Annotated in this window: 20 protein-coding genes; 1 reads left to right on the top strand and 19 read right to left on the bottom strand. The window is 54.5% G+C overall.

The genetic code is table 11. The features are described 5' to 3' along the window. Positions 1-108: 108 nt before the first annotated feature. The 12 genes from ACR3E7_RS17820 to ACR3E7_RS17765 form a co-directional block, all read right to left on the bottom strand. Positions 109-537 (bottom strand): ProQ/FINO family protein, encoded by a 429-nt coding sequence (locus ACR3E7_RS17820; RefSeq protein ID WP_480504869.1) that lies wholly within the window; start codon positions 535-537, stop codon positions 109-111. Beyond that, positions 534-899, bottom strand: a complete 366-nt coding sequence (locus tag ACR3E7_RS17815; protein ID WP_480504871.1) for a hypothetical protein — start codon at positions 897-899, stop codon at positions 534-536. Before ACR3E7_RS17815 ends, ACR3E7_RS17820 begins: the two co-directional genes overlap by 4 nt. Further along, entirely contained in the window at positions 896-1,111 is a 216-nt protein-coding gene (locus tag ACR3E7_RS17810; RefSeq protein WP_480504873.1) for a hypothetical protein, read from the bottom strand. The genes ACR3E7_RS17815 and ACR3E7_RS17810 overlap by 4 nt, the downstream gene beginning before the upstream one ends. Beyond that, positions 1,108-1,353: a hypothetical protein gene (locus tag ACR3E7_RS17805; protein ID WP_480504875.1), complete on the bottom strand. Its 246-nt coding sequence runs from the start codon at positions 1,351-1,353 to the stop codon at positions 1,108-1,110. Before ACR3E7_RS17805 ends, ACR3E7_RS17810 begins: the two co-directional genes overlap by 4 nt. Before the next feature lie 143 nt (positions 1,354-1,496). Further along, positions 1,497-1,973, bottom strand: a complete 477-nt coding sequence (locus ACR3E7_RS17800; protein WP_480504877.1) for a hypothetical protein — start codon at positions 1,971-1,973, stop codon at positions 1,497-1,499. Beyond that, positions 1,970-3,157: a tyrosine-type recombinase/integrase gene (locus ACR3E7_RS17795; protein WP_480504879.1), complete on the bottom strand. Its 1,188-nt coding sequence runs from the start codon at positions 3,155-3,157 to the stop codon at positions 1,970-1,972. Before ACR3E7_RS17795 ends, ACR3E7_RS17800 begins: the two co-directional genes overlap by 4 nt. Positions 3,158-4,807: 1,650 nt before the next feature. Beyond that, a complete protein-coding gene (locus ACR3E7_RS17790) occupies positions 4,808-5,092 on the bottom strand; it encodes a hypothetical protein (RefSeq protein WP_480504881.1) in 285 nt (94 codons plus the stop codon). Between the two features lie 90 nt (positions 5,093-5,182). After that, the gene (locus tag ACR3E7_RS17785) at positions 5,183-6,847 is read right to left on the bottom strand and encodes a Na/Pi cotransporter family protein (RefSeq protein WP_480504883.1); all 1,665 of its coding nucleotides are present in this window, start codon (positions 6,845-6,847) and stop codon (positions 5,183-5,185) included. A 213-nt stretch (positions 6,848-7,060) separates the two neighbouring features. Next, positions 7,061-8,413 carry a (R)-1-hydroxy-2-aminoethylphosphonate ammonia-lyase gene (pbfA, locus tag ACR3E7_RS17780; protein WP_480504885.1) on the bottom strand — a complete coding sequence of 451 codons (1,353 nt, stop codon included), beginning with the start codon at positions 8,411-8,413 and terminating at the stop codon, positions 7,061-7,063. A 106-nt stretch (positions 8,414-8,519) separates the two neighbouring features. Next, on the bottom strand, positions 8,520-9,968 hold the full coding sequence (gene phnY / locus ACR3E7_RS17775; protein WP_480504887.1) for a phosphonoacetaldehyde dehydrogenase: 1,449 nt from the start codon (positions 9,966-9,968) through the stop codon (positions 8,520-8,522). A gap of 18 nt (positions 9,969-9,986) precedes the next feature. Beyond that, positions 9,987-11,231: a phosphonoacetate hydrolase gene (gene phnA / locus ACR3E7_RS17770; RefSeq protein WP_480504889.1), complete on the bottom strand. Its 1,245-nt coding sequence runs from the start codon at positions 11,229-11,231 to the stop codon at positions 9,987-9,989. Positions 11,232-11,251: 20 nt separating this feature from the next. Continuing rightward, the gene (locus ACR3E7_RS17765; protein WP_480504891.1) at positions 11,252-12,439 is read right to left on the bottom strand and encodes a 2-aminoethylphosphonate--pyruvate transaminase; all 1,188 of its coding nucleotides are present in this window, start codon (positions 12,437-12,439) and stop codon (positions 11,252-11,254) included. A gap of 119 nt (positions 12,440-12,558) precedes the next feature. On the opposite strand from ACR3E7_RS17765, the gene ACR3E7_RS17760 reads away from it, so the two are divergent. Then, entirely contained in the window at positions 12,559-13,443 is an 885-nt protein-coding gene (locus tag ACR3E7_RS17760; RefSeq protein WP_480504892.1) for a LysR substrate-binding domain-containing protein, read from the top strand. A gap of 32 nt (positions 13,444-13,475) precedes the next feature. Here the strand turns inward: ACR3E7_RS17760 and ACR3E7_RS17755 are convergent, their stop codons facing one another. From ACR3E7_RS17755 to ACR3E7_RS17725, 7 genes are all read right to left on the bottom strand, one after another. Further along, positions 13,476-15,497, bottom strand: a complete 2,022-nt coding sequence (locus tag ACR3E7_RS17755; protein WP_480504894.1) for a putative 2-aminoethylphosphonate ABC transporter permease subunit — start codon at positions 15,495-15,497, stop codon at positions 13,476-13,478. Then, a complete protein-coding gene (locus ACR3E7_RS17750) occupies positions 15,494-16,609 on the bottom strand; it encodes a putative 2-aminoethylphosphonate ABC transporter ATP-binding protein (RefSeq protein ID WP_480504896.1) in 1,116 nt (371 codons plus the stop codon). The genes ACR3E7_RS17755 and ACR3E7_RS17750 overlap by 4 nt, the downstream gene beginning before the upstream one ends. Positions 16,610-16,741: 132 nt before the next feature. Continuing rightward, on the bottom strand, positions 16,742-17,761 hold the full coding sequence (locus ACR3E7_RS17745; protein WP_480504898.1) for a putative 2-aminoethylphosphonate ABC transporter substrate-binding protein: 1,020 nt from the start codon (positions 17,759-17,761) through the stop codon (positions 16,742-16,744). A gap of 233 nt (positions 17,762-17,994) precedes the next feature. Next, positions 17,995-19,488 carry a sulfatase-like hydrolase/transferase gene (locus ACR3E7_RS17740; RefSeq protein WP_480719429.1) on the bottom strand — a complete coding sequence of 498 codons (1,494 nt, stop codon included), beginning with the start codon at positions 19,486-19,488 and terminating at the stop codon, positions 17,995-17,997. Between the two features lie 53 nt (positions 19,489-19,541). Further along, complete coding sequence (locus ACR3E7_RS17735; protein ID WP_480504902.1) at positions 19,542-20,381, bottom strand: EamA family transporter; 840 nt, start codon at positions 20,379-20,381, stop codon at positions 19,542-19,544. 45 nt (positions 20,382-20,426) lie between these two features. Then, positions 20,427-21,434 (bottom strand): GlxA family transcriptional regulator, encoded by a 1,008-nt coding sequence (locus ACR3E7_RS17730; protein WP_480504904.1) that lies wholly within the window; start codon positions 21,432-21,434, stop codon positions 20,427-20,429. Positions 21,435-21,465: 31 nt separating this feature from the next. Beyond that, positions 21,466-23,928, bottom strand: a complete 2,463-nt coding sequence (locus ACR3E7_RS17725) for a GcvT family protein (protein WP_480504906.1) — start codon at positions 23,926-23,928, stop codon at positions 21,466-21,468. Positions 23,929-23,996: the final 68 nt, after the last annotated feature.

Below are 23,996 nucleotides of genomic sequence, written 5' to 3'. Positions count from 1 at the left end.
GGCGGACTCTCCGTCTCGACAATCACGATCCAAACTGAGCCGGAGATGCCGCGTAAGGGTGGACTTTCCGGGCGTGGGACAAACCCAACCGGCTCTGAAACGTCTTTTTCAATCCATTCGATTTTGGTAGGCTGCATTCACATCACCTTTGGATACACGGTCGGCAAACCGCTGTTTCTTTGAACGCCTCGCCTTAGCAGCGGGGCGTTTCGCTTGTTCACGCTCGGCATCGGATGGTTTACCTGCCGGAGAACCGTCGAGATTGATCCGGGTAACGCCAGCAGCGATGGCACGTCGGTACGCATATCCACCTGTTCGCCATCGCAAGGCCTGACTGATCCGGTTATTGGAAAACGACAGATCACGCTCGGCAGCGGATGCCTTGATCTGTTGGTCGATCCCGATGGCCAATGGTACAGGCGGATCGGATACGAGAACGGGCCAGTGACGGCCCAGATCAGCCAGAACGTCCCGGGGATGGGGTTTGGGTTTTGGTGTAGGTTTGCGCCCTTTGAGAGTGAGGATAGGACGGGTCATGCCGACACCTCATCAAATAGCATGACAAACGACCACGGCCCGGGCAGACCATATAACCCGGCATCTGATCGATGCGCCCAGCCGGTTGGTCCGGCTTCCCAGCAGACACCCCAAGCGGTCGGACTTTCGGTCATGTCCTCTCTGGTACCCGGTACCCAGATCGCAATCTCATGATCCGGGTTTTGACCCCACCATGTATCCTCTGGTCGCGCCTCAGAGCACAATTTGACTAGGGCAGCGTGATAAGCGCGAGCGGCACTTTCGGCGCTGTCATGATCCGACGGGTTAAAGTCGATTGAGCGAGAAACAACGGCATCAATATAACGACCCTCGTACTTTACGCTGTCGAGATACTGAATCATGCCGATCCCCCTTGTGTGCTACGTTCCAGCAGCTTGGCGATAAACTGACGATGCAGGGGTAAGACCTTTTCAAGCGTCGCGGCCCATTCGTTCGGCGGCACGTCATCGCACTGGTACTGCATATAACGGGCGTCGTGGTGTAGGTCGTCATCGTGATCGACCATCTCGGCCACATCACCAAAGTGAACACACAGTGTATCCATCATATTCATGCCGCATCCCCTTTGAGGGTGGCGCTATCGATTGTGAAAACACCGTTGGCCAATGCTTGGAACCACGCTCTGCCAATGGCCTTATCGATCATCAGCTTGGAACCAACTTTGAAAGTCGGCGGGCCGTAATCGGTATTGAGGATGTTATACGCAGTTGAGCGACCGATGCCGTTCTCAGACATAAAAGCCAGGTAGGGCTGCGCCTCTCCACACGGCTTGGTGTCAGGTAAAACAATGGTCATTTGTACCTCCTTGGATGAATGACTGTCCAAGGGAATACGCAGATGTCCGTGTGGTTGTAGCCGATATAAAGTCGGGACTTTATGTCCAATTTAGGGGGTACCCGTACCCTACGGACACCCCGTTTCGTCGCTGTACGGGCTTCTCAGAGGGTCAAATTTTTCCAATTCGACCGTGCACGGGTGATTTGGCGCGTATTTGTATGTCCAAGGCGACGCGCCAAGACACCAACACCGACCCTATCGCTTTGCACTTTCCACCCCAGATCGCGCATTTCCTCAACCGCCCCGGCTCCGGGTCGATGTCTGAACCCGTCACGCTCGGACTGAGTAAGCGTAAGGACAGCAGTGGCCATCAGAGTACGCAATGCCGGAATGTCCCGGTCAACCAACAGATCAGCAGCCGGACGCATGTGATGAGCCTTGGTGGACCATTCAGACAGGCTGCACAGATAGACAGCCGCTCTAAACTCGGTCTCACTGTCGAGCCGGGGCATAGTATCGACCAGACGACGCATGGCGATATGCAGATAAGAGTCGGGCTTGGACACACCTATGTCAGCTAGGCGCATATGTAATATCTGTGGATGCCGCCACGCGACCCGGATACCAAGATCGATCATAGTCGCGGCCCCTTGCCCGGGCCGTCAACGGGACGAAAGTAATGCTTGAGGATCATGTCAACGGATGTGTCTGCCATCTTGGCAACCGTCACCGGGTCCAACTTGGCACGCTCAACCGCCCATGTGATCCCGCTGTGCCGGAGATGAGCCATTGTAACCCCATCGGCATTACGCAGCCCAGCGGCCTTTACGGCCCGGTCAAACCGGGTGCGTTGGAACCCTTCCGCCCAGCGCGATCCATCCGCCATGGAAAGCAACGGATCATTCGGGCCTTTACCTTCTGCACACTCGCCTAGGAACGTGACAGCACTCTCAAACAGCCTGATGGTAATAACACCCCGCTTACCGGCATTCTTGCCCCGGCGCAGGCGCAACGTACCGGCTTCGGTATCAAGATCGCGGACATCCGCCATGCGTAGGGCTTGGATGCGGGTACAGGTGAGAAACATGGCCTTGATAAAGTCGGCAAAGTCCGCATCAGCCGCATCAGCCAGCCGGGCTATTTCGCGCGGTGTAAAGACCCGTCCTGAATACTCGCTGTCCTCGCCATTGTCGGCCCGGTGAATTTCGTCCACCTGAGATTTCAGACGATCAACTTTGAGCCAGACACGTTCGCCGGTATATCCGGCCCGCTCGGCCCCCAATGTGAGCATCGCGTTTAACTTGTTCATGTCTGTGTTGACGGACGATATCGCCAGCGGCTTACCGGTCTTGGCATTGGTTCTGTCGCGGTAACTTTCGATCTTGGCAACAGTCAGATCAGCAACAGGTGTATCAGCGCCGAAAAACGCCTTAACCATGCGGACCCGGCTGGCATGACCATTGGATGTGTTGGCTGTTTGGATGCTGTGACTCTTGCTCATCTTAGCCAGCCAATCATCCGCGCATTGACCAACGGTCAGAACAGGCGCAGCGGTCTCTGCCGGTGTGTCGGCCTGATCGGCCCAATCCTGAGCCGCGCGGACCGCTGTGGCATAATCCATGTCGGTCAGCTTACCGAGCGTCGTCTTTGACCAGCGTTTACCATTGCCCGGCTTGCGGGCTTTCCATGCCATGCCGGATACACCGACATAGAGGCCAATGCTGGTACCATCACCCAGCGGTTCCCAATATGGATCGACGCGGGGTTTTAGGGCTTTGCGGCCACGCTCAGAGCGGATGTTATACGATTTGGACTGTGTCATAGGGACAGATTTAGGGACAATCGAGCGGACAGGCAAGGACAATTGTGGACAGATATGGACGAAAAACCCCTATTTTTGGTCCAAAATGGTCCGTATTTGTCCACTACACTCTCTTGGTAAGGGAGAGGTCGAGAGTTCAATTCTCTCCAGCAGCACCATATCCCTTAAAAATTCATAGAATTATCAATGCGTTGTGTTTTTGATTCTATTTACAGCCCACCGCTTGGCCCACCTTTTGAGAATACCATTCTCAACTTCGTTGTTTGCTATCCGAAAAATCGGCGCGAGTGCCAACTGTGGTATGCGAAATTGGTTTTCTCGAAGCCTTGCGACACTTCCACCTCAGAATTGGCAGGCCTTAACTGACAGAAAAGTAAGCTGATTCTCGGGGTTCTGTACCTCAAGCTAAGGGACTTTTCTTTAATTCTCACGTTCGTCCGAAACCTAAGCATTCTGAAAAAATGTAGGTGGTGCTTTATTGGGCATCCAAAATCAGAGCTTCACTTTAACCGCTACAATTTCTCCACCACCGATTAATCACTTGAGTCGCTACAGTGATCGAGTGGCACAACAAAGGGGTCGGGTTGCGGGCAAAAGGAGCGTTGGCTGCAGCAAAAAAGTAGGCAACTGGCACATTACAGCTAAAGGTCACAATAAGGAGATGAGGTTTTTCGGTGAATACCCAATTCCCGGAGAAATCGCTGGTCGCTACAACCCAATCCATGCAATGCTATTCAGGTGAAGAACCCAGTTAATACAAACGTTCAGGTGCTAAAATGTTAAAGCGGATTTGGGCGAAGATCACCTGGAAACCATCGCGTAAGCATCCGCAAGTTTTCTATTGCCTGACACCCTATCTGAACAGCCTAGACCCGATTGAAAATCCCCGCACCCGGATCCGTGACGGACAAAAGGAACGCGAAGCTGGGCGAGACAGAAGGACCGACAAAACAATCTGGTTGCCGCTTTCTGATTAAGTGTCCTTCGTGCGTCGGCGCTAGATCTGCCCCGACCATCGTCAGGTTCGCTAACCCGCGCCTTCGTTTCTCGGCATTGAACAGCAAACACAGCAACCGTGATTTGCGTAACACAAGCGGATGGAGCGCTCTTTATCAATTTCTTAATCTTTTTCTTTGTCTATGTCTTGATGGAAGTACGTTCGCGTCGCGTTCGTAGAAAACGCACATTGATTTCATTACAAAAACTCAAATCCTTTCGGTTTTGACGATCACTGATTGCTACTGAAACCGGTGCGTTTTTTCCAACCTTGTATTCATTTGGAAGTTCCAACGACCCTGACCGGCCATTGACCGTCGGCAACCGGTGCTGCGACGCGGCCCGTCGAATCTGCCGCTCGCCGCAAGCGCAAATTCATCGGCTGGCTGAACTCACACAATGCGGACAAACCCGACCACACACTTTTGCGCTAAATGGAATAAGCGGTTCGAGACTGGATCGACACCGTCGGGGCGAAGCAAAAATCATTGAGCCGGGCAGCTCTTGGGAAAATGGCTATGCCGAATGTTTCAATCTTCGGTCTATCGACGAGCTACCGTAACCATCCGTCGGAAACAGATATCATCGTGAAAACGGTCCAGGCACAAGTAACGCACTAACAATGAAACCGGCATGTCAAATTGAGCCGTCCTGTTAAGGCAAATAAAATGTTGTGGCTCTTTCAGTCGTGCCGCTACTGCTTTTAGCATCGTCACTCAGTTTTGGCTTACTTTGCTTTGCGTGTTTTGCAGTTGCGTCAAACGAACGGGGTTCAACGGTGCAATTGGATGTATCTTCAGGATAAAATTTATTTTCCAGGGACCGTCTGTGAACAAGGTCGCTAAGAAAGCCAAGCATTACTAATACAAACTGATAGGTACGAGCGTATTTACTTGCGCTTGGACCTTCTTTCGCGTCTTCTGCTTCGATTTTTCTCATCGAGACTGGCTCCCGTATCCGACCGCCTCCTTGATTTTAACACTGTTTCGTTGTTTCGGCGCAATAAAAAACAAATTCCTAAACAACTAGTTAGTCAGTAATTTCGTTGATCAGCCGTGTCTCAAGCAACTGACCGTTCCGATAGAGCACCGGGTATGCGATGGAGGCGATATGGCTGTTGAACTCGCGGAATGCCCGCAAGGTTTCCAAATGAATATCGCTGGTCTCAAAGCTTTCGGTTGTTCCGTGCTGCAAGCGGCGCAGGTGCCGCTTGCGGCTTTCCCTTTCCACTCGTTTGATCTCAGTTTTTTCAAGGCTAAGAAGACGTGCACTTTCCAGATCGTCTGAAATCAGCACATTCGATGCCAGTTTCATATTGGCCAGAATACCCTCGTGCATCTGAACCAGTTCCGACCAGCCTTCCTGTGAAAAACTTGATCCCTTTGCGCGCATTTCGCCGGCCAATATTGTCAGGCGTTTGGCGACAACATCCCCTGCAGTTTCAAGCCGGATCGCAAATTCCATTAAATCGCGCGCGGTTTTTACATCGCGTTTCTCATATAGCTCTGAGGGCATTGCAGCGACAAAGGCTCGAATATCCGAAAGGCATCTGTTTACGTCCTCGTCAATGGCTTGAACCGAGCGGATCTGTTCTTTTTCTCCGCTCCGGTACAGTTCCAGGACAGGACGGAACATGGTTTCGAGAAAGTCACTCATCCGCAGGAGCTCACGCTTGAGGCTCGGCATGGCCTGGCTCGGGTTAGCCAGATTTTCCATGTCCAATGCGCTGGTCGGGCGCGCAGGTCGGGATTTCTGTTCTTTCTTCTGGTCGGGCAAGAGCCTTTCGAACAGGCCCTCCAAGCGTCCACAAAACGGAAGAGCCAGAATCAGAAGCGACAGGTTGAATGCAAGATGTACGTTAACCAGCATCTGACCCCCTTGCAGGTCGCCTAACAGTCCGGTCCTCAAGGCGAAGTTTGCCGCAAACAATGTCACTAATGCCCAGCTGCCCCGTAGCGCCAGATTGGCATAGGGTATACGCCGGGCGGTCACGGGCATCCCTCGCGTCAGCCAGACCGGAATGAAGGCTGAGCCGAAATTCGCGCCAAATACCAATGACATACCGGCGGCAAACGGGATTGCGCCAATCTGCACAAGCGTCACGCACATAAGGATGGCCGCGACCGAAGAATGCATGACAAAGGCCAGCGCACCGCCGACAAGGAAGGCGGTAATATAGTCGCGTGCCAAATAGTCGGCTACGGCGGGTAGAAATGCGCTGTCGCGAATGGGGTCCATCGCTTCGCGCAGGAACCTGAGCGAGATCAGGATAAAGGCAACACCCATCAGGATACGCCCCAACTGTCGGGCTTTTTTAGCCTCGGTCTTGACGAACAGATAGCCGCCAACCGCCAGCAGCAACGGAACAAGCCAGTCCAGTTTAAACGAAAGGATTTGAATGATCAGTGCCGAGCCCAGATCGCCACCCAACACAATGGCCAGCCCAGCCGGAAAGCTCAGCAATCCGCTGGCAGCAAAACCCGAGCTCAACAGAGCTACCGCGGCCGAGCTTTGCAGCACCATCGCCATGAACACGCCCACCAGCGAAGCTTGCACGTAACTGCGTTGCTGCGTCATCACCCGCTGGAACGACGCGCCGTAGCTGCGTTCAATCCCCGTACGCACCATGCGGACCGCGAACAGCAGTAGCATGGTAGCCCCGGCCAGGCTGATCAGGAAGGTGACAATCGCCATACTTCACTCCGACTTCAACATAGGCTCAGTTCACCGCAGCTCTTGTGCGATAATCTGCAAGTAACTCTAACTTTTTTACCACGGCGTTAGAGACTTCGGGTTCAATAAACTTCGCGATGAGCGTTCGCGCCGTGTCATCCGCGTCAGGTTTTGATCGGTTTGAACGGTGCGCTCCCGCGCTAGAGTTTTGCACGGCGTATGCGGACCGATCGGTTAAACCTCGTTTTCAATCGCCGCAACTACGATATCGATTGCTCGATCCAGTTCGCCTTTCGAAATGGTCAGTGGCGGCGACAGGGTAAGAACGCATCCCTGGCTGATCTTGTAGCTCAGCCCAGCTTCGAGACAGGCATAATAAATCCGTTCCGCGCGGGCATTTCCAGGTGTCTTGGTAACGCGGCCCTCGACAATCTCGATCCCGAACATAAGCCCACGGCCCCGGATGTCGCCAACGATGGCAACGTTTTGCAATGCGTCCATCAGGCGGCTCATTGCATGTTCCCCTAGTTCTGATGCGCGCTCGACCAATCCCTCTTCCTCAATGATTTGCACTGTAGTTAAAGCGGCACGGGCGGTTACGGGATTCTTTTCGTGCGTGTAGTGTCCGATGGCAAAATCGCCGCAAACATCCAGATTCTTGCGGGCGATACAGGCGGCGATGGGGAGGATACCTCCGCCCAGCGACTTGCCGATGGTGACAATATCGGGAACGATCTCATCATGTTGGAACGAGAACATTTGTCCGGTCTTGCCCAAGCCGGTTGGAATTTCGTCCAAAATGAGCAATGCGCCATGACGGTCGCAAATCTCGCGCACTCGTTTCCAGAAACCCGGAGGCGGCACAATGGGAACCGCACGCATTGCTTCGGCCACCACGGCACAGATGTCACCTTCGCGTTCGAGCACATAGTCGATCATGTTTGCGCAGGCTTCGGCGCTGGCCTCTAGCGTCGTGTGACCATATGGACAACGAGTGGGGTGGAAAGGGGCCACATGCTCGGTCCCCGGCAAAAGTGGACCGGCGATATGGCTGCGGAACGTGGCTTCGCCGCCAACGCTCGCTGCACCAAAGCCCGCTCCATGGAAGGCGTCCCAGAAGCTAAGCGTCTTGAAGCGACCTGTAGCCGCGCGGGCGATTTTAAGGGCCACTTCATTGGCGTCCGATCCACCGGTGGTGAACAGCACCTTGCCCAGATCGCCGGGTGTGATGGCGACCAGCTTCTCGGCCAGCTCCACTGCCGGGTCGTTGGTGAAGCGGCGCGGGGCAAATGGCAGGTCGTCCAGCTGATCCTTGATCGCCTGCACCAGCCGGGGATGGCCATAGCCGATGTGATGCACCGAATTTCCGTGAAAATCCATGTAGCGGCGGCCATCGAGGTCCTCGATCCAGATACCTTCTGCCTTGGCGATCGTACTGACGCAAGGACTGGACAGGGATTGATGCAGGAACACATCAGCGTCGCGTTTGAGAAGTTGTGACGAATTGGGTCCGATAGACTTCTTCAGCCAGGCTTTGCGGGCTTCCGAGGTATTCGATTCCCCTTCTGTATGGACAATCTGTGGCATAGTCGCTCCGCGTTGTCGTTTTTGAAAAGATGCGGACCCCGAAAGGTCCGCCAGTACCGGGGAGGAATTTCTGAAGCCCTTCCCCCTAACGGGAAGGGCAGAGGAGTCAGCCAGGCCAGGGCAGTGAATAGGTTTTGACGTTAGTGAAGAACTTCATTGCTTCGATGACGCCTTCTTTGACGCCGTTGCCGCTGTCCTTGATGCCGCCAAAGGGAGACATCTCGATACGATAGCCGGGCTGTTCCCAGATGTTGCAGGTTCCGACGTCCAGCCCGTTGATATAGGCAATCGCGCGGTTCAGGTCATTGGTGCACACGCCTGAAGACAGGCCAAACTCGGTCGAGTTCGAGATTTGCATGACCTCATCGTCATTGTCGGGCACACGCACAATGGGGACGATCGGGCCAAAGGTTTCCTCCATGACCAATTCACTGTCATGAGGTACCTTGTCGACCACGATGGGTGGCAGCAGCGCGCCTTGACGACCGGGGTGATAGAGGATTTCGGCGCCCTCTTTCTCTGCCTGATAAACCCGGTTTTCAAAGACCTCTGCTGCCTTGTCATGGATCACGCAACCCAGTTCAGTTTCGGGATCCTGCGGATCGCCGAATTTGATCTTTTTGGCTTTCTCCAGAACCAGCGGCACAAACTTGTCCGCCACACTTTCCTGCACCAAAATGCGCTTGACCGCCGTACAGCGCTGGCCGGAGTTGCCGGTCGCGCCCGCAACCGCAATTGTTGCCGCCTTGTCCAGATCCGCGTCGCTTAGATCATTGAGAATAATTAGGGGGTCGTTGCCGCCGAGTTCCAGCGCCTGGCGCTTATAGACACCCTTTTCGGCAATCATCTTGCCGACCGGTACACCGCCAGTGAAGGTAATGATGTCGATGTGATCGTTGGTGATCATTTCATCACCGATGTCACCGGGCCAGCCCGTGACAACCTGGAACATCTCCGGCGGCAGCCCCGCTTCATAGAGAATGTCAGCTAAAGTCAGCGCTGTTAGCGGGGTCAGTTCCGTCGGTTTGCAGACCATGCAGTTATTGGTCGCAATAGATGGAGCAATTTTGTGGCTGACCATGTTCAGCGGGTGGTTGAACGGCGTGATCGCACTGATCGCGTTTACGGGTTCTCGCATCGTGAAAATCTTGCGGGCTTTGCCGTTGTGGGTCAGATCGCACGAAAATATCTCGCCGTCGTCTTTCAGCGCTTCGGCGGCGGCAAACTGATAGACGTCCTGCGCGCGCTTGGTTTCATAGATTGCGTGCTGATGGCAGATGCCAAGTTCCAGCGTCAGCCATTTGGCCAGATACTCACGCTTTTCTCCGATTAGTTCTCCCGCGCGCTGCAGGATCTGGCTGCGTTCATACCGGGTAAGTTTCGGCTTGTAGTTCGCCGCAATCTCGAAGGCCTTGCGTGCATGTTCAGCGGTTCCGGCCGGGACATGACCCACCACCTCGTTGGTATAGGGATAGAGCACCGGAACGGTTTCGTCAGTGAATACAACTTCACCACCGATCCGCATCCCTTCGTTTCGTATTTCGAATTTCGACATGGTTTGATCTTTCATGACTTACTGTGCCGCCGCTGTGGTTGCGTAAAAAAAGGCGTCGAAGTTGCGTAAAACCGGCTGGTTCGGCAGGTCAATGACACGGTTCACGATGAACGGAACCTCTTGTTCGGTCAAACCGCCATGGCTGCGCAGCGGTTCTTTCAGGGCCGCCAGATCATGGCGGTGCTCGGATGTGCCAATGCAGATGTTCTCACCAGAAACCATCACGATGTCGCCAATCCGGTCGCCCGGCAGTTCGAATTGCTCAATTGCCTCGGCCTTGGTCAGCACATGGGTTATACCTTCGGTTGCCCTGAGTTTGGCAATGATGTCGTTCTGATCTGCGCCTTCGGGCAGATAGGCCGTTGCGAACGAGCCCAACGCACCGTGATGCACCACGTACGGATCGGTAATCGGCAGGATGACGCGCGCCGCGTCCTTACCAAGCCATTCGTCCATCAAATCCTGTGCGTAGATAACGGCGGGCGATCCATCAGCCAGGTGCTTTGGCTTCATGCCATGATCGGCGGTCACAACGATGGCGGCACCCAGCTCGTCAAGTTCGCCCAAATAGCGGTCGAACATGGCGTAGAAATCAAGTGCTCCTTGCTGTTCAGGCGCAAACTTGTGCTGAATATAGTCGGTGGTGGACAGATACATCACGTCGGGCTTGAACTCTTTCAGCAACTTGACGCCAGCGGCGAATACAAACTCAGACAATTCGGCTGAATAGACCTCAGGGACGTCCATGCCCAGCCATTTACTTGCATTGTCGATCCCGTGTTCGGCTAAAGTCGTCTCGCCCGAGCGTTCCGAAGAAAAGGCAACGGCTCGACCTTCGTCAAATTTTAACCCAGCACCGAGCAAGGCGCGCAGCTTGTCCTTGGCGGTAACCATGGCGACGCGGAAACCAGCATCGTAGAATTGCGAGAAAATGGTCGGCGCGCGCAGGAACCGCACGTCGTTCATCATGACCTCTTCACCGCTGTCAGGGTCGATCAAATAGTTGCCGCAGATACCATGCACGATAGGTGGCCGGCCGGTGGCGATCGACAGGTTGTTGGGGTTGGTGAAGGAGGGGATCACAGAATGGGCCAACCGGTCGGTACCGGTCTCGCGCATCCGCTTAAGGTTGGGCATCAGACCCTTGGCTATTGCGACTTCCAGGTATTCTGGCTCGCACCCATCAAGACAGATGGCGATTGCGGGCACTTTTGGAGTCGGATAGACGCGTTCGTTTGCTTCAACAGGTGTTTGGATGGTCATCTTATTATGTTCCTTGATAGTTAAGCTGCCAGTTTGGCGCGTTCTTCCAATGCCCGGAGGGGAGGTGCAGCGCTTGTGACACCCATCTCCTCCAACGATTCTTTTGCTGCGTTTACAACTTTGCGCATGACGTGTTCGTCCATTTGACCGATACATCCGACGCGAAAACTATCGACCACCGTCAGCTTGCCTGGGTAGATGATGAAACCCTTGGATTTCATAAGGGTGTAGAACTCATCGAAAACGAAATTCTCGTCCGCCGGGCAGAAAAAGGTGACGATAATTGGGCTGAGCCAGCGATTGTCCAGCAGTGTTTCAAAGCCCAGTTCGCGCATGCCGGCGACCATGACATCACGGTTGCGTGTATAGCGCTCGCCGCGGCCCGGTACGCCCCCTTCGGCGGAGTGCGCCCTGAGTGCTTCGATGAACGCCGCCACCACATGTGTCGGAGGGGTGAACCGCCACTGACCGGTTTTGTTCATATGCGCCCATTGCGCATGAACATCCAGCGACAAAGAATGGCTGTTGCCCTCAGCCGCCTTAAGTTCGGACTTGCGGGCGACGATGAAGCCGAATCCTGGCACACCTTCGATACATTTGTTGGCCGAGGACACCATCGCCTCATACCTGACCTCGCTTGGTTTTAACTCAATCGCACCGAAAGCTGACATCGAGTCAATCAGAAGCTTACGCCCGGCGGCATAGGTCGCCTCGGAAATCTCTTCGACGGGGTTCAGAATGCCCGAGGAGGTTTCGCAATGGATCGCTACTACATGGGTGATCTCAGGATCTTTATCCAGAATCTCTGCCACTTCGCTGCCCCGGGGGGGCAGGTAATCACCCTTGTCCAGCACAACATGATCGCGTCCCAGATATCCCAGCGTTTGCGCCGAGCGCTGGCCATACGCTCCGTTCGCCAGCACCAGCGCTTTGCCATCGCGCGGAATGAATGATGCAAGCATCGCTTCGACCGAAAACGAACCACTGCCCTGCATCGGGACGCAGTCAAAATCATCGGCGCCCTCGCCCAATAACGCCAGCAGGCTTGTCCGCACCTCTTGCGTCATGGCGCGAAAATCGTCATCCCAACTGCCCCAATCCTTTAGCATGGCTTCTTTTACGGCATAGGATGTCGTCAAAGGACCGGGTGTCAGAAGGTAAGGTTCACCGAGGCGCGGTTGTTCGATTTTGGGGTTGGAAGGCGTCATAACCAAGCTCCAGAAAGGTATTTTCAAGAACACAATTGCAGCAAATGTTGCTATATGTGAAATTGCAAATATCAATCTAATTATAAGCACAGCCTATGATATGACTTCGGAGTACTGCTATGCGGCACAGCCAGCTCAAAGCCTTTCATTTTGTAGCCAAGCATGGCGGATTTTCGCGTGCTGCAGAGGCTCTTTTTCTGACGCAGCCGGCAATTTCGGAACAGGTGCGAAAGCTGGAACAGGATCATGATCTGTTGTTGTTTCAACGCGAGCGCAAACGTGTGACTTTGACACCCGACGGTGAGCAGCTTTACCGATACACGAAGCAATACTTCGAGATCGAAGGTCAGATCGAGGATTACTTATCCGAAACTAAGGCCGTGGTCGATGGAGAGTTGCGCATCATCGCCGACTCCGCGCACCACATGACAGCCTTTCTGGGGCCCTTTCAAAAGAAAAATCCGAATGTCACGATCACCGTACGCTCGGGGAATAGCGAAGAGATTCTAGAAGAGCTAAGGGCTTATAACGCGGAAATTGGCGTAGTGGGCAGCCTTTCTCCCGGCAAGGATATGGATGTCTTAAGTCTTGGTTCCACTGAGATCGTGGCCTTTGCCGCACAGGGTGTTCTCTTGGCGTCGAAGCCGACACTGTCTCTAGAAGAGCTATCAAATCTACCGTTAATTTTCCGCGAGACGGGATCAAAAACGCGCCAGAAACTTGAAGACGAGGCCAAAAAACATGGGATAACGTTGAAGCCCGCGATTGTAGCTGAGGGGCGCGAAGCGATACGGGAGCTTGTGGCCTCGGGCGCAGGTATCGGTTTTGTCTCGCAGGCGGAATATGGCCATGATGACCGTCTCCGGCAAATCAAACTTAAAGGCATCAACCTGCAGATGGGCGAGAGCATTATATCGCTGTCTCAGAGGCGCGAAGTGAAGATCATCCGCGCCTTCACAGAGTTTGCGCAACGCACTTTGGAAGAAAACCCCACCAACGATTGATTGGCGGGGCTAGGTATCAGCAGGAGTGGCCATCAGCGACTGCGCCAGGCCTGAGTGCGTTTTAATATCCCTTTAGACGCAATCAGGTGAATGATCCGGGCCGCAGCATTGGTGTAAAAGATCATCATGCCCATCGCCGCAGCTGGTGCAATATCCCCAGCATCATCCATGTTCAGCACTGCGATAGATGCGAGCGTCGTTTTAGGCGAGTAGAGGAACACGACTGCTGACACAGTTGTCATTGCATTGACGAACAGATAAATGGATATGTCCAAAACTGCTGGCAGGCAAACTGGAACCGTAACACGCGCAAACAGTTTCATCGTCGGCTGTTTGAGCGAGGCCGAAACTGACTCGAACTCGCGGTCCATTTGTTTCAGCGCGGTCACCGCCGTCAGGTGCGATACAGTGTAAAAATGCGTTACTGTACAGATCACCAGTATTGCCATGGTGCCGTAGATGCCGTTCAAAGGGTTTGAAGGGTTGTTGAAGAAGAAGATGTAGGACAGCCCCAGCACCATACCAGGAATTGCCATCGGCAACATCGCGAACATCTGAAAGATCGACCTTCCGGTGCGGAACCCTTGCGATTTTTCAACCAGATAGGCACCGAAGAACACAACGGTGGTGCCAATCACTGCGGTCAGCAAGGCCAACCGGATCGAATTGAAATATGAACCCCATCCACCGCCATCCATCTTGTCGAACTGATAGTTCCGCAGGCTCAGGCTCAGGTCATATGGCCAGAACTTGATCAGCGCCGCAAATTGGCAAACCGCTAAAAGGCCGACGATGAACAGGCCGATCAGGCTGCAATAAATCAGGAACAGCCGGTCCGCTTTTGGGTTTGGGGCTGCCTGGTACGGCACCGATCGTGCGGACAGCAGCGCAACCTGTTTGGACTGAACCATACGGTCAATGGCAAAGGCCAGGATTGCCGGGATCACCAGAACCACTGACACAACCGCGCCCATCTCAAAGTTCTGCTGGCCGATCACCTGTTTGTAGATATCCACCGCAAGCACGTTGAATTGTCCACCGATGACTTTGGGCAACCCAAAATCGGTAATCACCAAGTTGAACACCACAAAGGCGGCTGAAATCAGGCCATAGCGCGCACCCGGGACCGTGACCGTCCAGAACGTGCGCCATGGGGTTGACCGCAGACTTGCCGCAGCCTCGTACAGCCGCGCATCCGAGATTGCGAGCGCCGTTGAAATAATCAGGAAGGCGTGCGGGAAGGTGAAAAACACTGATCCAATCACAATGCCGATCGGGCCATAGATACTTGCACCGAACAACAGTTCCTTGATCATGCCCTGATTGCCGAACAGGTATACCAAAGCGATACCCGGCAAGAGCGAAGGGACAAGGATCGGTGCCATCGCGATCAGGCGAAATACACCTTTGAACCGCATACAGCTGCGATTGAGCGCATAGGCAAACCAAAAGGCCAGCGTTACTGTAACGATTGTACTCACTACGGATATCCAAAGCGAGTTCTTGATCGAATTGAACAGCGCAGGTGTCGAGAAGTAGTTTACAAAGTTGTCCAGGCCCCGTGATTGAACGGGCCGCAACTGAACCCGGCGGAAGGTGTTGGAATCAAGCTCGATCCAGTCGGTACCGTCCTGCAGAGTTGATCCGACCAGAAAGCGACCGGTGTCGCTTGTGTTACGGATCTGATACATGACCGGGCTGCGGAAGCTGAAATCCGGGAACAAACCTGTCACAGGCAAGCGCCCGTCCGAACCGGTAACAAGATCGGTATCAGTGAATACCTCGGTCTGCCGGTTCAGCGCATCGCCTGTCAGAACCGTGCCGTCGAAATTGCCCGCCTCGTCGCTGACCTGAAACTCGTATTGCGACAGTTCCACACGATAAGTGGAAAACGACTTGGAGAGCATTGTGTAAAGCGGCAGCGCCAGAGTCACGATCAGGTAGAGCACAATGACCATCATGCTGCCACGCATTAGTAAATCGTCCCGGCTGAGCTTGGGCTTGATATCCGGTCCGGGGGGCAGAGTGCCAGTATTTGAGGAAATCATGCTCATACCTCGGTCTCCGGAACATCAAACGCCATCAGACGGTTTTCAGGAAGCTCAATCACCATGCTGCGCCCCTCTTCCAGTTCAAGACGGCGCACAGCATTGATCGAGAAATCAGCAATCAGTTCTGATGACCCGAACCGTTCGTTGCTTAGACGGCAACGCCAGAACGAGCCTAGGAACTCCATCTCATCAAGAGTAACTTCGATGCAGTTTCGGTTGCCACCTGTATCCAGATACCCAGCTTCATGGGGAATTACGTCTTCCGGCCTGATTGCCGCGACAACCGGAGTTCCATCGTTGAACTGATGGCCCAGGCAGGCAAAAGTCTTTTCACCCACACTCAACCGCCCGCCCTTTGTAACCTGAGACTGAATCTGGTTCATTTCACCAATAAAATCCGCCACAAACAGGTTGGCCGGTTCCCGGTAGATTTCTGTGGGAGAACCCACCTGCTCAATAACTCCGTGATTCATGACCACTATGCGATCTGCCATGGCCAACGCCTCTTCCTGGTCATGGGTCACCATTACGGTCGTCACGCCTAGTTTGCGTTGCAATTCCTTGATTTCGTGCCGCAAATGGACACGTACCTTGGCATCCAGCGCCGATAGAGGTTCGTCCAGCAGCAATAGTCCGGGCTTGGTCGCAATCGCGCGCGCCAGTGCAATCCTTTGCTGTTGCCCACCCGACAATTGCGCCGGGTATTTCTTACCCTGATCGGGAAGGCCAACCAGATGCAGCAACTCATTCACACGGACCGCGATTTCAGACTTGCTGCGGCCCGAGTTTTCTAGGCCAAAAGCAATGTTCTTCTCAATCGTGAGGTTAGGAAATAGCGCATAGGACTGGAATACGATCCCGAAATCACGCTCGGACGGGGGTAGGTTGGACACGTCCATACCGTCCTGCATGACCGTACCCTTGGTTTGCAGGTCCAAGCCTGCAATGGCACGCAGCAGAGTTGTTTTTCCACAGCCTGACGGGCCCAGAAAGCAGACAAACTCGCCTTCGTTGATTTCCAGCGAAATATCCTTGAGCGCAAGAAAGCTGCCGAAGGCTTTCCACAGGTTTTGGATACTGAGATACAGTTCACCGGGTGGTGTTTTCTGAAGCACGGGAGAGGTCCTCATATCTGCACCTCGGGTACGGCCGCACTTGGCCGGTCTAAACCGGGTGAGTAGTTTGTATTTTGGGGAACAAGAGTGTGGTGTGCAGGAGAGGCATGATCGCCCCCCCTGCTAATGGGATTACTTCGCTTCCGACTTTCCGTCATAGCGAGACTGCCATTCCTTCAGAATCGCCGCGCGGTTGTTGGCGGCAAACTCAAAATCATTGTCAATCATGGCATCCAGAAGGCCCTCTGGGAAGTGCTCGACCGGCTTTGCGATGCCGGGATAGGCCACAACCGCGTAACCGCTGTTGTACATCTCGTTGGCTTCCTTAGTGACCGTGAAATCAACTAGTTTCTGAGCTGCTTCCAGATTCCCTGTGCCGGCAACAATTGCGGTTGCTTCCATGTCCCAGCCGACGCCTTCGGACGGAACGATGATTTCAAGCGGGGCGCCGTCTGCTTTGGATTTGGCACCGCGGAAAGCAAACGAGATACCGATCGGGATTTCGCCCGCAGCCGCCAGTTTGCAGGGCTTCGAACCCGAATGGGTATATCGCGCGATGTTTTCGTGCAGCGCATCCATATATTCCCAGCCGCCGTCTTCACCAAACATCTGCAGCCAGCTTGAAACATCAAGGAAACCAGTACCTGATGAGTTCGGGTTCGGCATGATTACCTGATCCTTGTACATTGGATCGGTAAGGTCCTTCCATGACGTTGGCGGCGTCAGCCCAGCCTTTTCGGCCTCGACGGTATTGTAGCAAACCGACGCAACCCAAGCATCCATGCCAACCCAGGCTGGAGGATTGTCGCCGTCAACAAACTTGACATCAAGTTCTTCAACGCCAACCGGTGCGTAGGGTTCCAGCATGCCTTCGGATTTCAGCAGCAGCAGCGACGTGGCCGCCAGCCCCCAGACGACGTCTGCCTGAGGGTTGTCCCGCTCCGCCAGCAATTTTGCGGTAATGATCCCGGTCGAGTCACGAACCCAGTTAATTTTGATATCAGGGTTGCTTTGGTTAAACGTCTCGGCATATCGGGCCAGGTCTTCGGCCTCGACGGCGGTATAAACGGTCAGTTCTGTCTCTGATGCCGCTGCCGTTGCAGTCAGTGTGCCGATGGCGAGAGCGGTTAGAAGTGCTGTTGTGTGTCTCATTGTCATCCTCTGTTGGTGATTTATTGGACAGGTTCGCCATTCTCGTGCGGCGTTTTCATTCAGATTAGCACAGACAGTTTGACAGATTATATTTTCAAGAAAAATCGATTATATCTTCAACGTTATAAGTTTGTCCTATGGATAAGATTACCGTTTGCCGCAGCGCGTTTACGATAGATTTTGGTATCGCAGCGACAGGTCTTCAACGTTTAAAATCGCGGCTTTGCATGCACTTAGTACGACCCGGTCTTTACGCCTCCAGGCCTCACAATCGTTTGAGCAAAGGTGGGATCGGCATTTTTCATGCGGTGTTCCAGCATCTTGCGGGTCAGGTGAAGCAGCGTTGGTGTGATTTCAGATTGCGCTGTGATAGACTCTGCTTCCCCACACTCGTCCATGTCAAAGAGTACTTGCGGCAGCCCTGCGCCAAACTCGACTAAGCGGTATTCTTTTGTGCGCAAAATGCCCAGATTCGCCTGCCGCGAGGTCAGACCTAACTCAACCATCCATGGAGTCGGCTTTACTGGATTGCCAAAATCGAACTCGGAAAAGCTGTAATCCGCCCCTTCCGTTTCCGTATCGTCCAAAATGCCAAGCAAACTTCGCCCGTTCATCGAAGAGAGGGGACTCGAACCGACTCTTTCGAGAATGGTGACGGGTATATCGATGGACTCCGTGAACCCGGAATGCACCCGACCGTGCATATCAGGACGCGCGGGATCGCGCACAATCAGGGGCACATGATAGGCAGCATCATGGAAGGTACCTTTTCCCCACAGCCCGTAGTCGCCCAGCATCTCACCGTGATCTGCGGTGACGATCAGAACGGTGTTGTCCCACTGGCCGGACGTCCTGAGCCAGTCCACCACGCACCCAATATGATGATCGACTTCCGTTGCCAACGCCAGATATGTTGCTCGCAGTTGGGCGATGGTTTCCGGATCATTCATCAGATCGGGGAAGCCAACAACCATGCTTGATATCGGTTGCTTATCCTGTGCAGGGGCAAGAAACGGGTGCCAGTGCCGGTCTCCTAAGGGATCGCGGGTTGAACGCGGCGCAGGCATATCCCTTGGGGCATAAAGCGTATTGTAAGGTGCAGGTGCCACAAGCGGAGGGTGAGGCCGGATATAGGTCAGCGTGGCAAACCATCCCGGCTCAGCATCCTGCATTTTGGATAGAAACTGATCCGACAGAAACGCCGTATCGCTCATATCCGCCGGATACAAAGCCGGATCACCGACCTTCGGGCCGTTGGGGCGGTAGGTGTCGGGGTACGGGGGCAGGTCAATGCCCTGCTGCGACAGATGCGAAAGCCAGGCTCCAACATCTGATTCCATGCGCATTCTCACCGCCTCCTCAAAGCCAGGAAGTAATTCCTCATAGCTTTGAAGCCTTGGGTCATCGGGGGGTAGAACCCTGGGATCGCGGGTCGTGTCGGTATAGCCGAACAAACGTGGATTGTACCCGGCCTGTCGCATCGCACGTGGCAGGTTCGGGGTATCGTGCCGGAGCGGAGTGCCGTTTCGGACCGACCGGTGGTTGAAAGCATATTGCCCGGTGAACAGGGATGCCCGGCTTGGTCCGCAAGGCACTGTGACAGCAAAGTGGTTGGCAAAGCTGACGGCGTTTTCTTGAAGTCGCCGAAGGTTGGGCAATTGCGCTATTCGTCCGAGGCCATCCTGACCCAGAAGATCGAAGCGGAACTGATCGATGACGATCAGCAAGACATTCGGGCGTGATTCTGTGTTTTCTGTCTGCAAGTTTCCCCCCAATCCCTTCAACTTGCCATCGCCAGAGCCACTATCCCAATCACCACGATGGTCGCAGCCAGAAGCCTGTTGGATTTTGGCCCTTCGCCGAACCACATGACACCAATAATCGAAGCAAAGATGACGGAACTCTCCCTGAGCGCGGACACCATGCCCAACGGCGCGATTGTCTTTGCATAAAGTACTAATCCATAGGCCAGGCCCGAGATGACACCGCCTGCGAGGCCTGCCCAGACATAGCGTCGAGGCAGAGTCACCACGCGCCGCCACCGGGTTGTGAAAATGAAACCGGCCACAAAAATCTCGGCCACAAACAACGCCGCGATATACCCCAACGTGTTCTCGGACAACCGGATGCCAATACCGTCGACAAGTGAATAGGACGCAATCATCAGGCCGGTGCCAAAAGCAGCCGCGATGGCGATCCAGTTCGTGTGTTTGCCCAATCCGGCAAAGGACAGGCACCCAATACCCAAGGAGATACAGGTAATGCCGATCCATGCCGCGGGTGGCAGAATTTCACCCGCGAACAGAATTGCACCCATGGCAACCAAAATCGGAGTCATCCCGCGTGAGATTGGATAGACCACCGACAAGTCGCCATGTTTGTAGGCGGTGTTCAAAAACCAATAGTACCCCCAATGGATCAGGGTCGAGCCAATGATAAAGGGAAAGGCCGCCCAGACCGGCAAGCCGGTGAATGGCAACACAAACATCGCTGGTATCGCATGGCCGAGCGAGACCAGCCCCAGAACGATGGCTTTGTCCGGCGCGCCTTTGACTACGGCATTCCATAGCGCGTGCAGAAAGGCTGCGGTCAATACGATGAGAAGCGCGTGAATTGTCATACGAACCTGATGTCCTGAGGTAATGTGTTGAACGTCAGCAGCGCATCAAGTTTCGAACCGTGAGGCGTTCATCCGGGCGCGTTCGCATGCTGGAGTTTGCCCGAACCTTTGTTTGTACTTCTGCGACAGCGTAGCATTGGACCCAAATCCACAGGCCAAGGCAACCTCGTTAAGTGTCAGATTGGTGAACCTGACGATTGCCTGGGCCTTTTCCAACCGCTCCTCCAGGTAGTAGGCTTTTGGGGTAAGCCCTGTTGCTGCTACAAATTTCCTTTCAAGTTGGCGCACCGAAATCCCTACTTCCTCGGCAATGCTCTTAATCTGGAGGGGTTCTTCCAGATTATACCGAAACAGTTCTATAGCCTTGTCAACAACGATGTCGCCGGTAAAGCCATTGTCGACTCGGGCGATGTCGTGTGCGCAAGCGATACACCTGCCGAAATTCGGGCTGTAGCTTAGGAATTTCCGGTTTAACCGGGGTTGTTCCTGCGGAGTAAGGGTGTTGCTTGTAGTCTTGGACAGCAGGTTGAGCAGAGAGAACCTTGATCCTCCAGACCATATCGCTCCACGGGCGTGGCTATCGTTGGATGCGGGTGAGATATCTGGGAACTGTTCCTCCAACGCGCTCAGTACTGGGGCTGTTGCGGCGACCGTCGAACCACTGAGAAGCCCGGTATGCGCCAGCGGGATCAAGGCCGCTTCAACCGCGCCCAGAACCCGACCTGCCCTGAGTTGTGCGCGTGCCACGCGGCCGAGGATATTCTGCAGATCAGGAGGAAGGACTGGTCCGCCAACCAGAAACAGATAGCCGTATCGCGCCGTGTGGTCATTGATGCGGCTGGTGCTCAAGTTTACTCCGCATTCGCTCTGCACGTCAGTGCCTGCCAGCGACAGGACCGAGACTCTGAATTGTATGTCAGCGGCCAGCTGGTTCGCCGCCTTCAAATAGGATAGCCCAACCGAGAGCTGATCCAAGGGCAGGCCATCCCAGCACAAAAAGCCAATCTCTGTGGCATGACCCGTGTCGGATTCGATGACCGAACAGTGTTTCATTCCGGGTTACGCCGTCTGAGTTTCATCGGGCCTAGCCGTCCGCTTTGGGCCGTTCGTTTTTTGCGTCATAAGGGGTTCGGATATGCGCCGTTGCAGACAGTCGGCTTCCGGCAAGGTCGATCTCGAACTTACCCTTGGCAATGTAATCCGCCGTCACACGTTCGGGTGCATCCAACTGACAAAGGGCAACTGACGCGCCCAACGTGTGACCATAGGCGGCCGAGCGGACTTCACCGATTTCGACGCCGTCATACAGCACAGCCTCGCCGCCCCACAGCTGTGGCGCGTCATCGTCCAGTACCAGCTGTACGATACGGGTTTTCAGGTGATCGGGGTCCGCTTTTGCGGCCAGCAGTGCCTCTTTCCCGATGAAGCCGTCGGGTTTGTCATAGTCCACGGCAAAATTCAGACCAGCCTGGATCGGCGTGATGTCCGGGGTCAGCTCGCGGCTCCAGGCGCGGAAGCCTTTCTCGATCCGCAGGCCTTCCAGCGCATAGTAGCCAGCGTCGATCATACCGAACGCGGCCCCTTCGCGCATCAGGTCATCGTACACGCCTGCAGAAAATTCGACTGGCACGATCAGTTCCCAGCCCAATTCGCCGACATAGGTCATGCGGTTGGCCAGAACCGTGGCATAGCCCAGATCGATTTCCTGAACGGTTGCAAATGGGAAGGCTGCGTTCGACAGGTCTGCTTTCGTCAGGTTCTTCAAAACATCGCGCGACTTTGGCCCCATCACCGACAGCACCGACCATGCAGCCGTGACATCCGTTAGGAAAACATGGGCATCTTCGCTGAAATTCTTGCGGATCCAATCTGCGTCGTGAATGGTTTGAGCCGATCCTGTAATCAGCATAAACTCTTGCGCTTTCAGTCGCAGAACCGTCAGGTCGGATTCATACCCCCCACGTTCATTCAGCAAGCCTGTGTACACTGTCTGACCCACGGGCACTTCAACATTTGCTGCGCAGATTCTGTTCAACTCGCTGCAAGCATCGCGTCCTTGCACCAGAAATTTCGAGAACGAGCTTTGGTCAAACAGTGTTACCGCTTCGCGAGTGGCCTTGTGTTCTTTACCAGCGTTTCCATGCCAATTCTGACGACCGAAACTGTATTCAATCTCGGCTTTTTCATCGTCTTCGGCAAAATAGTTCACCCGCTCCCAGCCCATTTTTGACCCGAATACGGCGTTCTTCGCTGCCAGCCGGTCGTACAGGGCCGAACGGCGGAAAGGGCGAGCCGTGTCTAGTTCCCGGTTGGGCCAGGGCATCGCGTAGTGCAGGCCCAGCGTTTCCTTGACCCGGTCATGCAGCCAAGTCGGGTTGTTGTTGAAATTCGCAAACCGCCGGATATCCACTGCAAACAAGTCCGAGGTCGGAGCCCCTTCGACAATCCACTCAGCCAGCGCCCGCCCGGCGCCGCCAGCACTGGCGATGCCCATGCTGTTGAAACCAGCGCCGACAAAGAAATTCTTCAGCTCGGGCGCTTCACCTAAAAGATAATTGTTGTCGGGCGTAAAGCTTTCAGGTCCGTTATAGAATTGACGCACGCCTGTCTCCGCCATGCTGGGCACTCGGATAAGTGCATTTTCCATGAGAATTTCAAATTGGTCCCAGTCATCCTCCAAAAGCTGGAAGAAGAAGTTGTCTGGTATGCCGTCCATACCCCAAGGTTTGGCGTCCGGCTCAAAGCCGCCCATTACCAGACCGCCTGTCTCTTCCTTGAAATAAATATAGCCATCTGGGTCGCGCAGAACGGGCAGGTCGGGTTTCACACCTTCGATCTGCTCGGTCACGATGTAGTAGTGTTCGGCAGAGTGCAGAGGCACATTGACGCCGCACATCTTGCCCAGTTGCCGGGCCCACTGTCCACCGCAGTTCACCACGATCTCGGCATTGATCGTGCCCTGATCGGTGACCACACCGGTGACAGTGCCATCTTTGGTCAGAATGTCAGTGACTTTGATTCCTTCGATCACTTTCGCGCCACCCATGCGCGCGCCTTTGGCCAGAGACTGGGTCAGATCAGTCGGGTTGGCCTTACCGTCGCCGGGCATCCACAGCCCGCCTTTGACGTCGTCCACCTGCATCACTGGCCATTTGTCCTGCGCCTCCTGCGGGGTGACGACCTGGACCTCGACCCCCTGCGCCCGCGCAGCAGCAGCGGTGCGCATCAGCATGGTCATTCGGTCCTCAGTCCGTGCCACTGTGACCGATCCGCATTCCATCCAGCCGGTGGCAAGCCCGGTCTCGGCCTCAAGCTGTGAATACAGCTCGGTCGAATAGCGGATCAGGTTGGTCATCGCGGGCTGGCTACGCAGCTGACCGACCAAACCCGCGGCATGCCATGTGGTGCCGCAGCTCAGCTGCCCCTGTTCCAGCAGCACAACATCTCGATGCCCCATCTTCGTCAGGTGATATGCGACCGAGCAGCCAACGATACCGCCCCCCACGATGACATATTGCGCGCTTTGCGGAAGTTGGATGTCGGCCATTGCCTTGCTCCGTACAGAAGGAATCGGGTTTGTGCCCACCTTATCTGCACTTTGCAAAACTTGGCAAT

It is taken from the genome of Ruegeria sp. BK1 (genome assembly GCF_056535645.1).
This window is presented reverse-complemented; position numbering and strand designations above follow the sequence as displayed.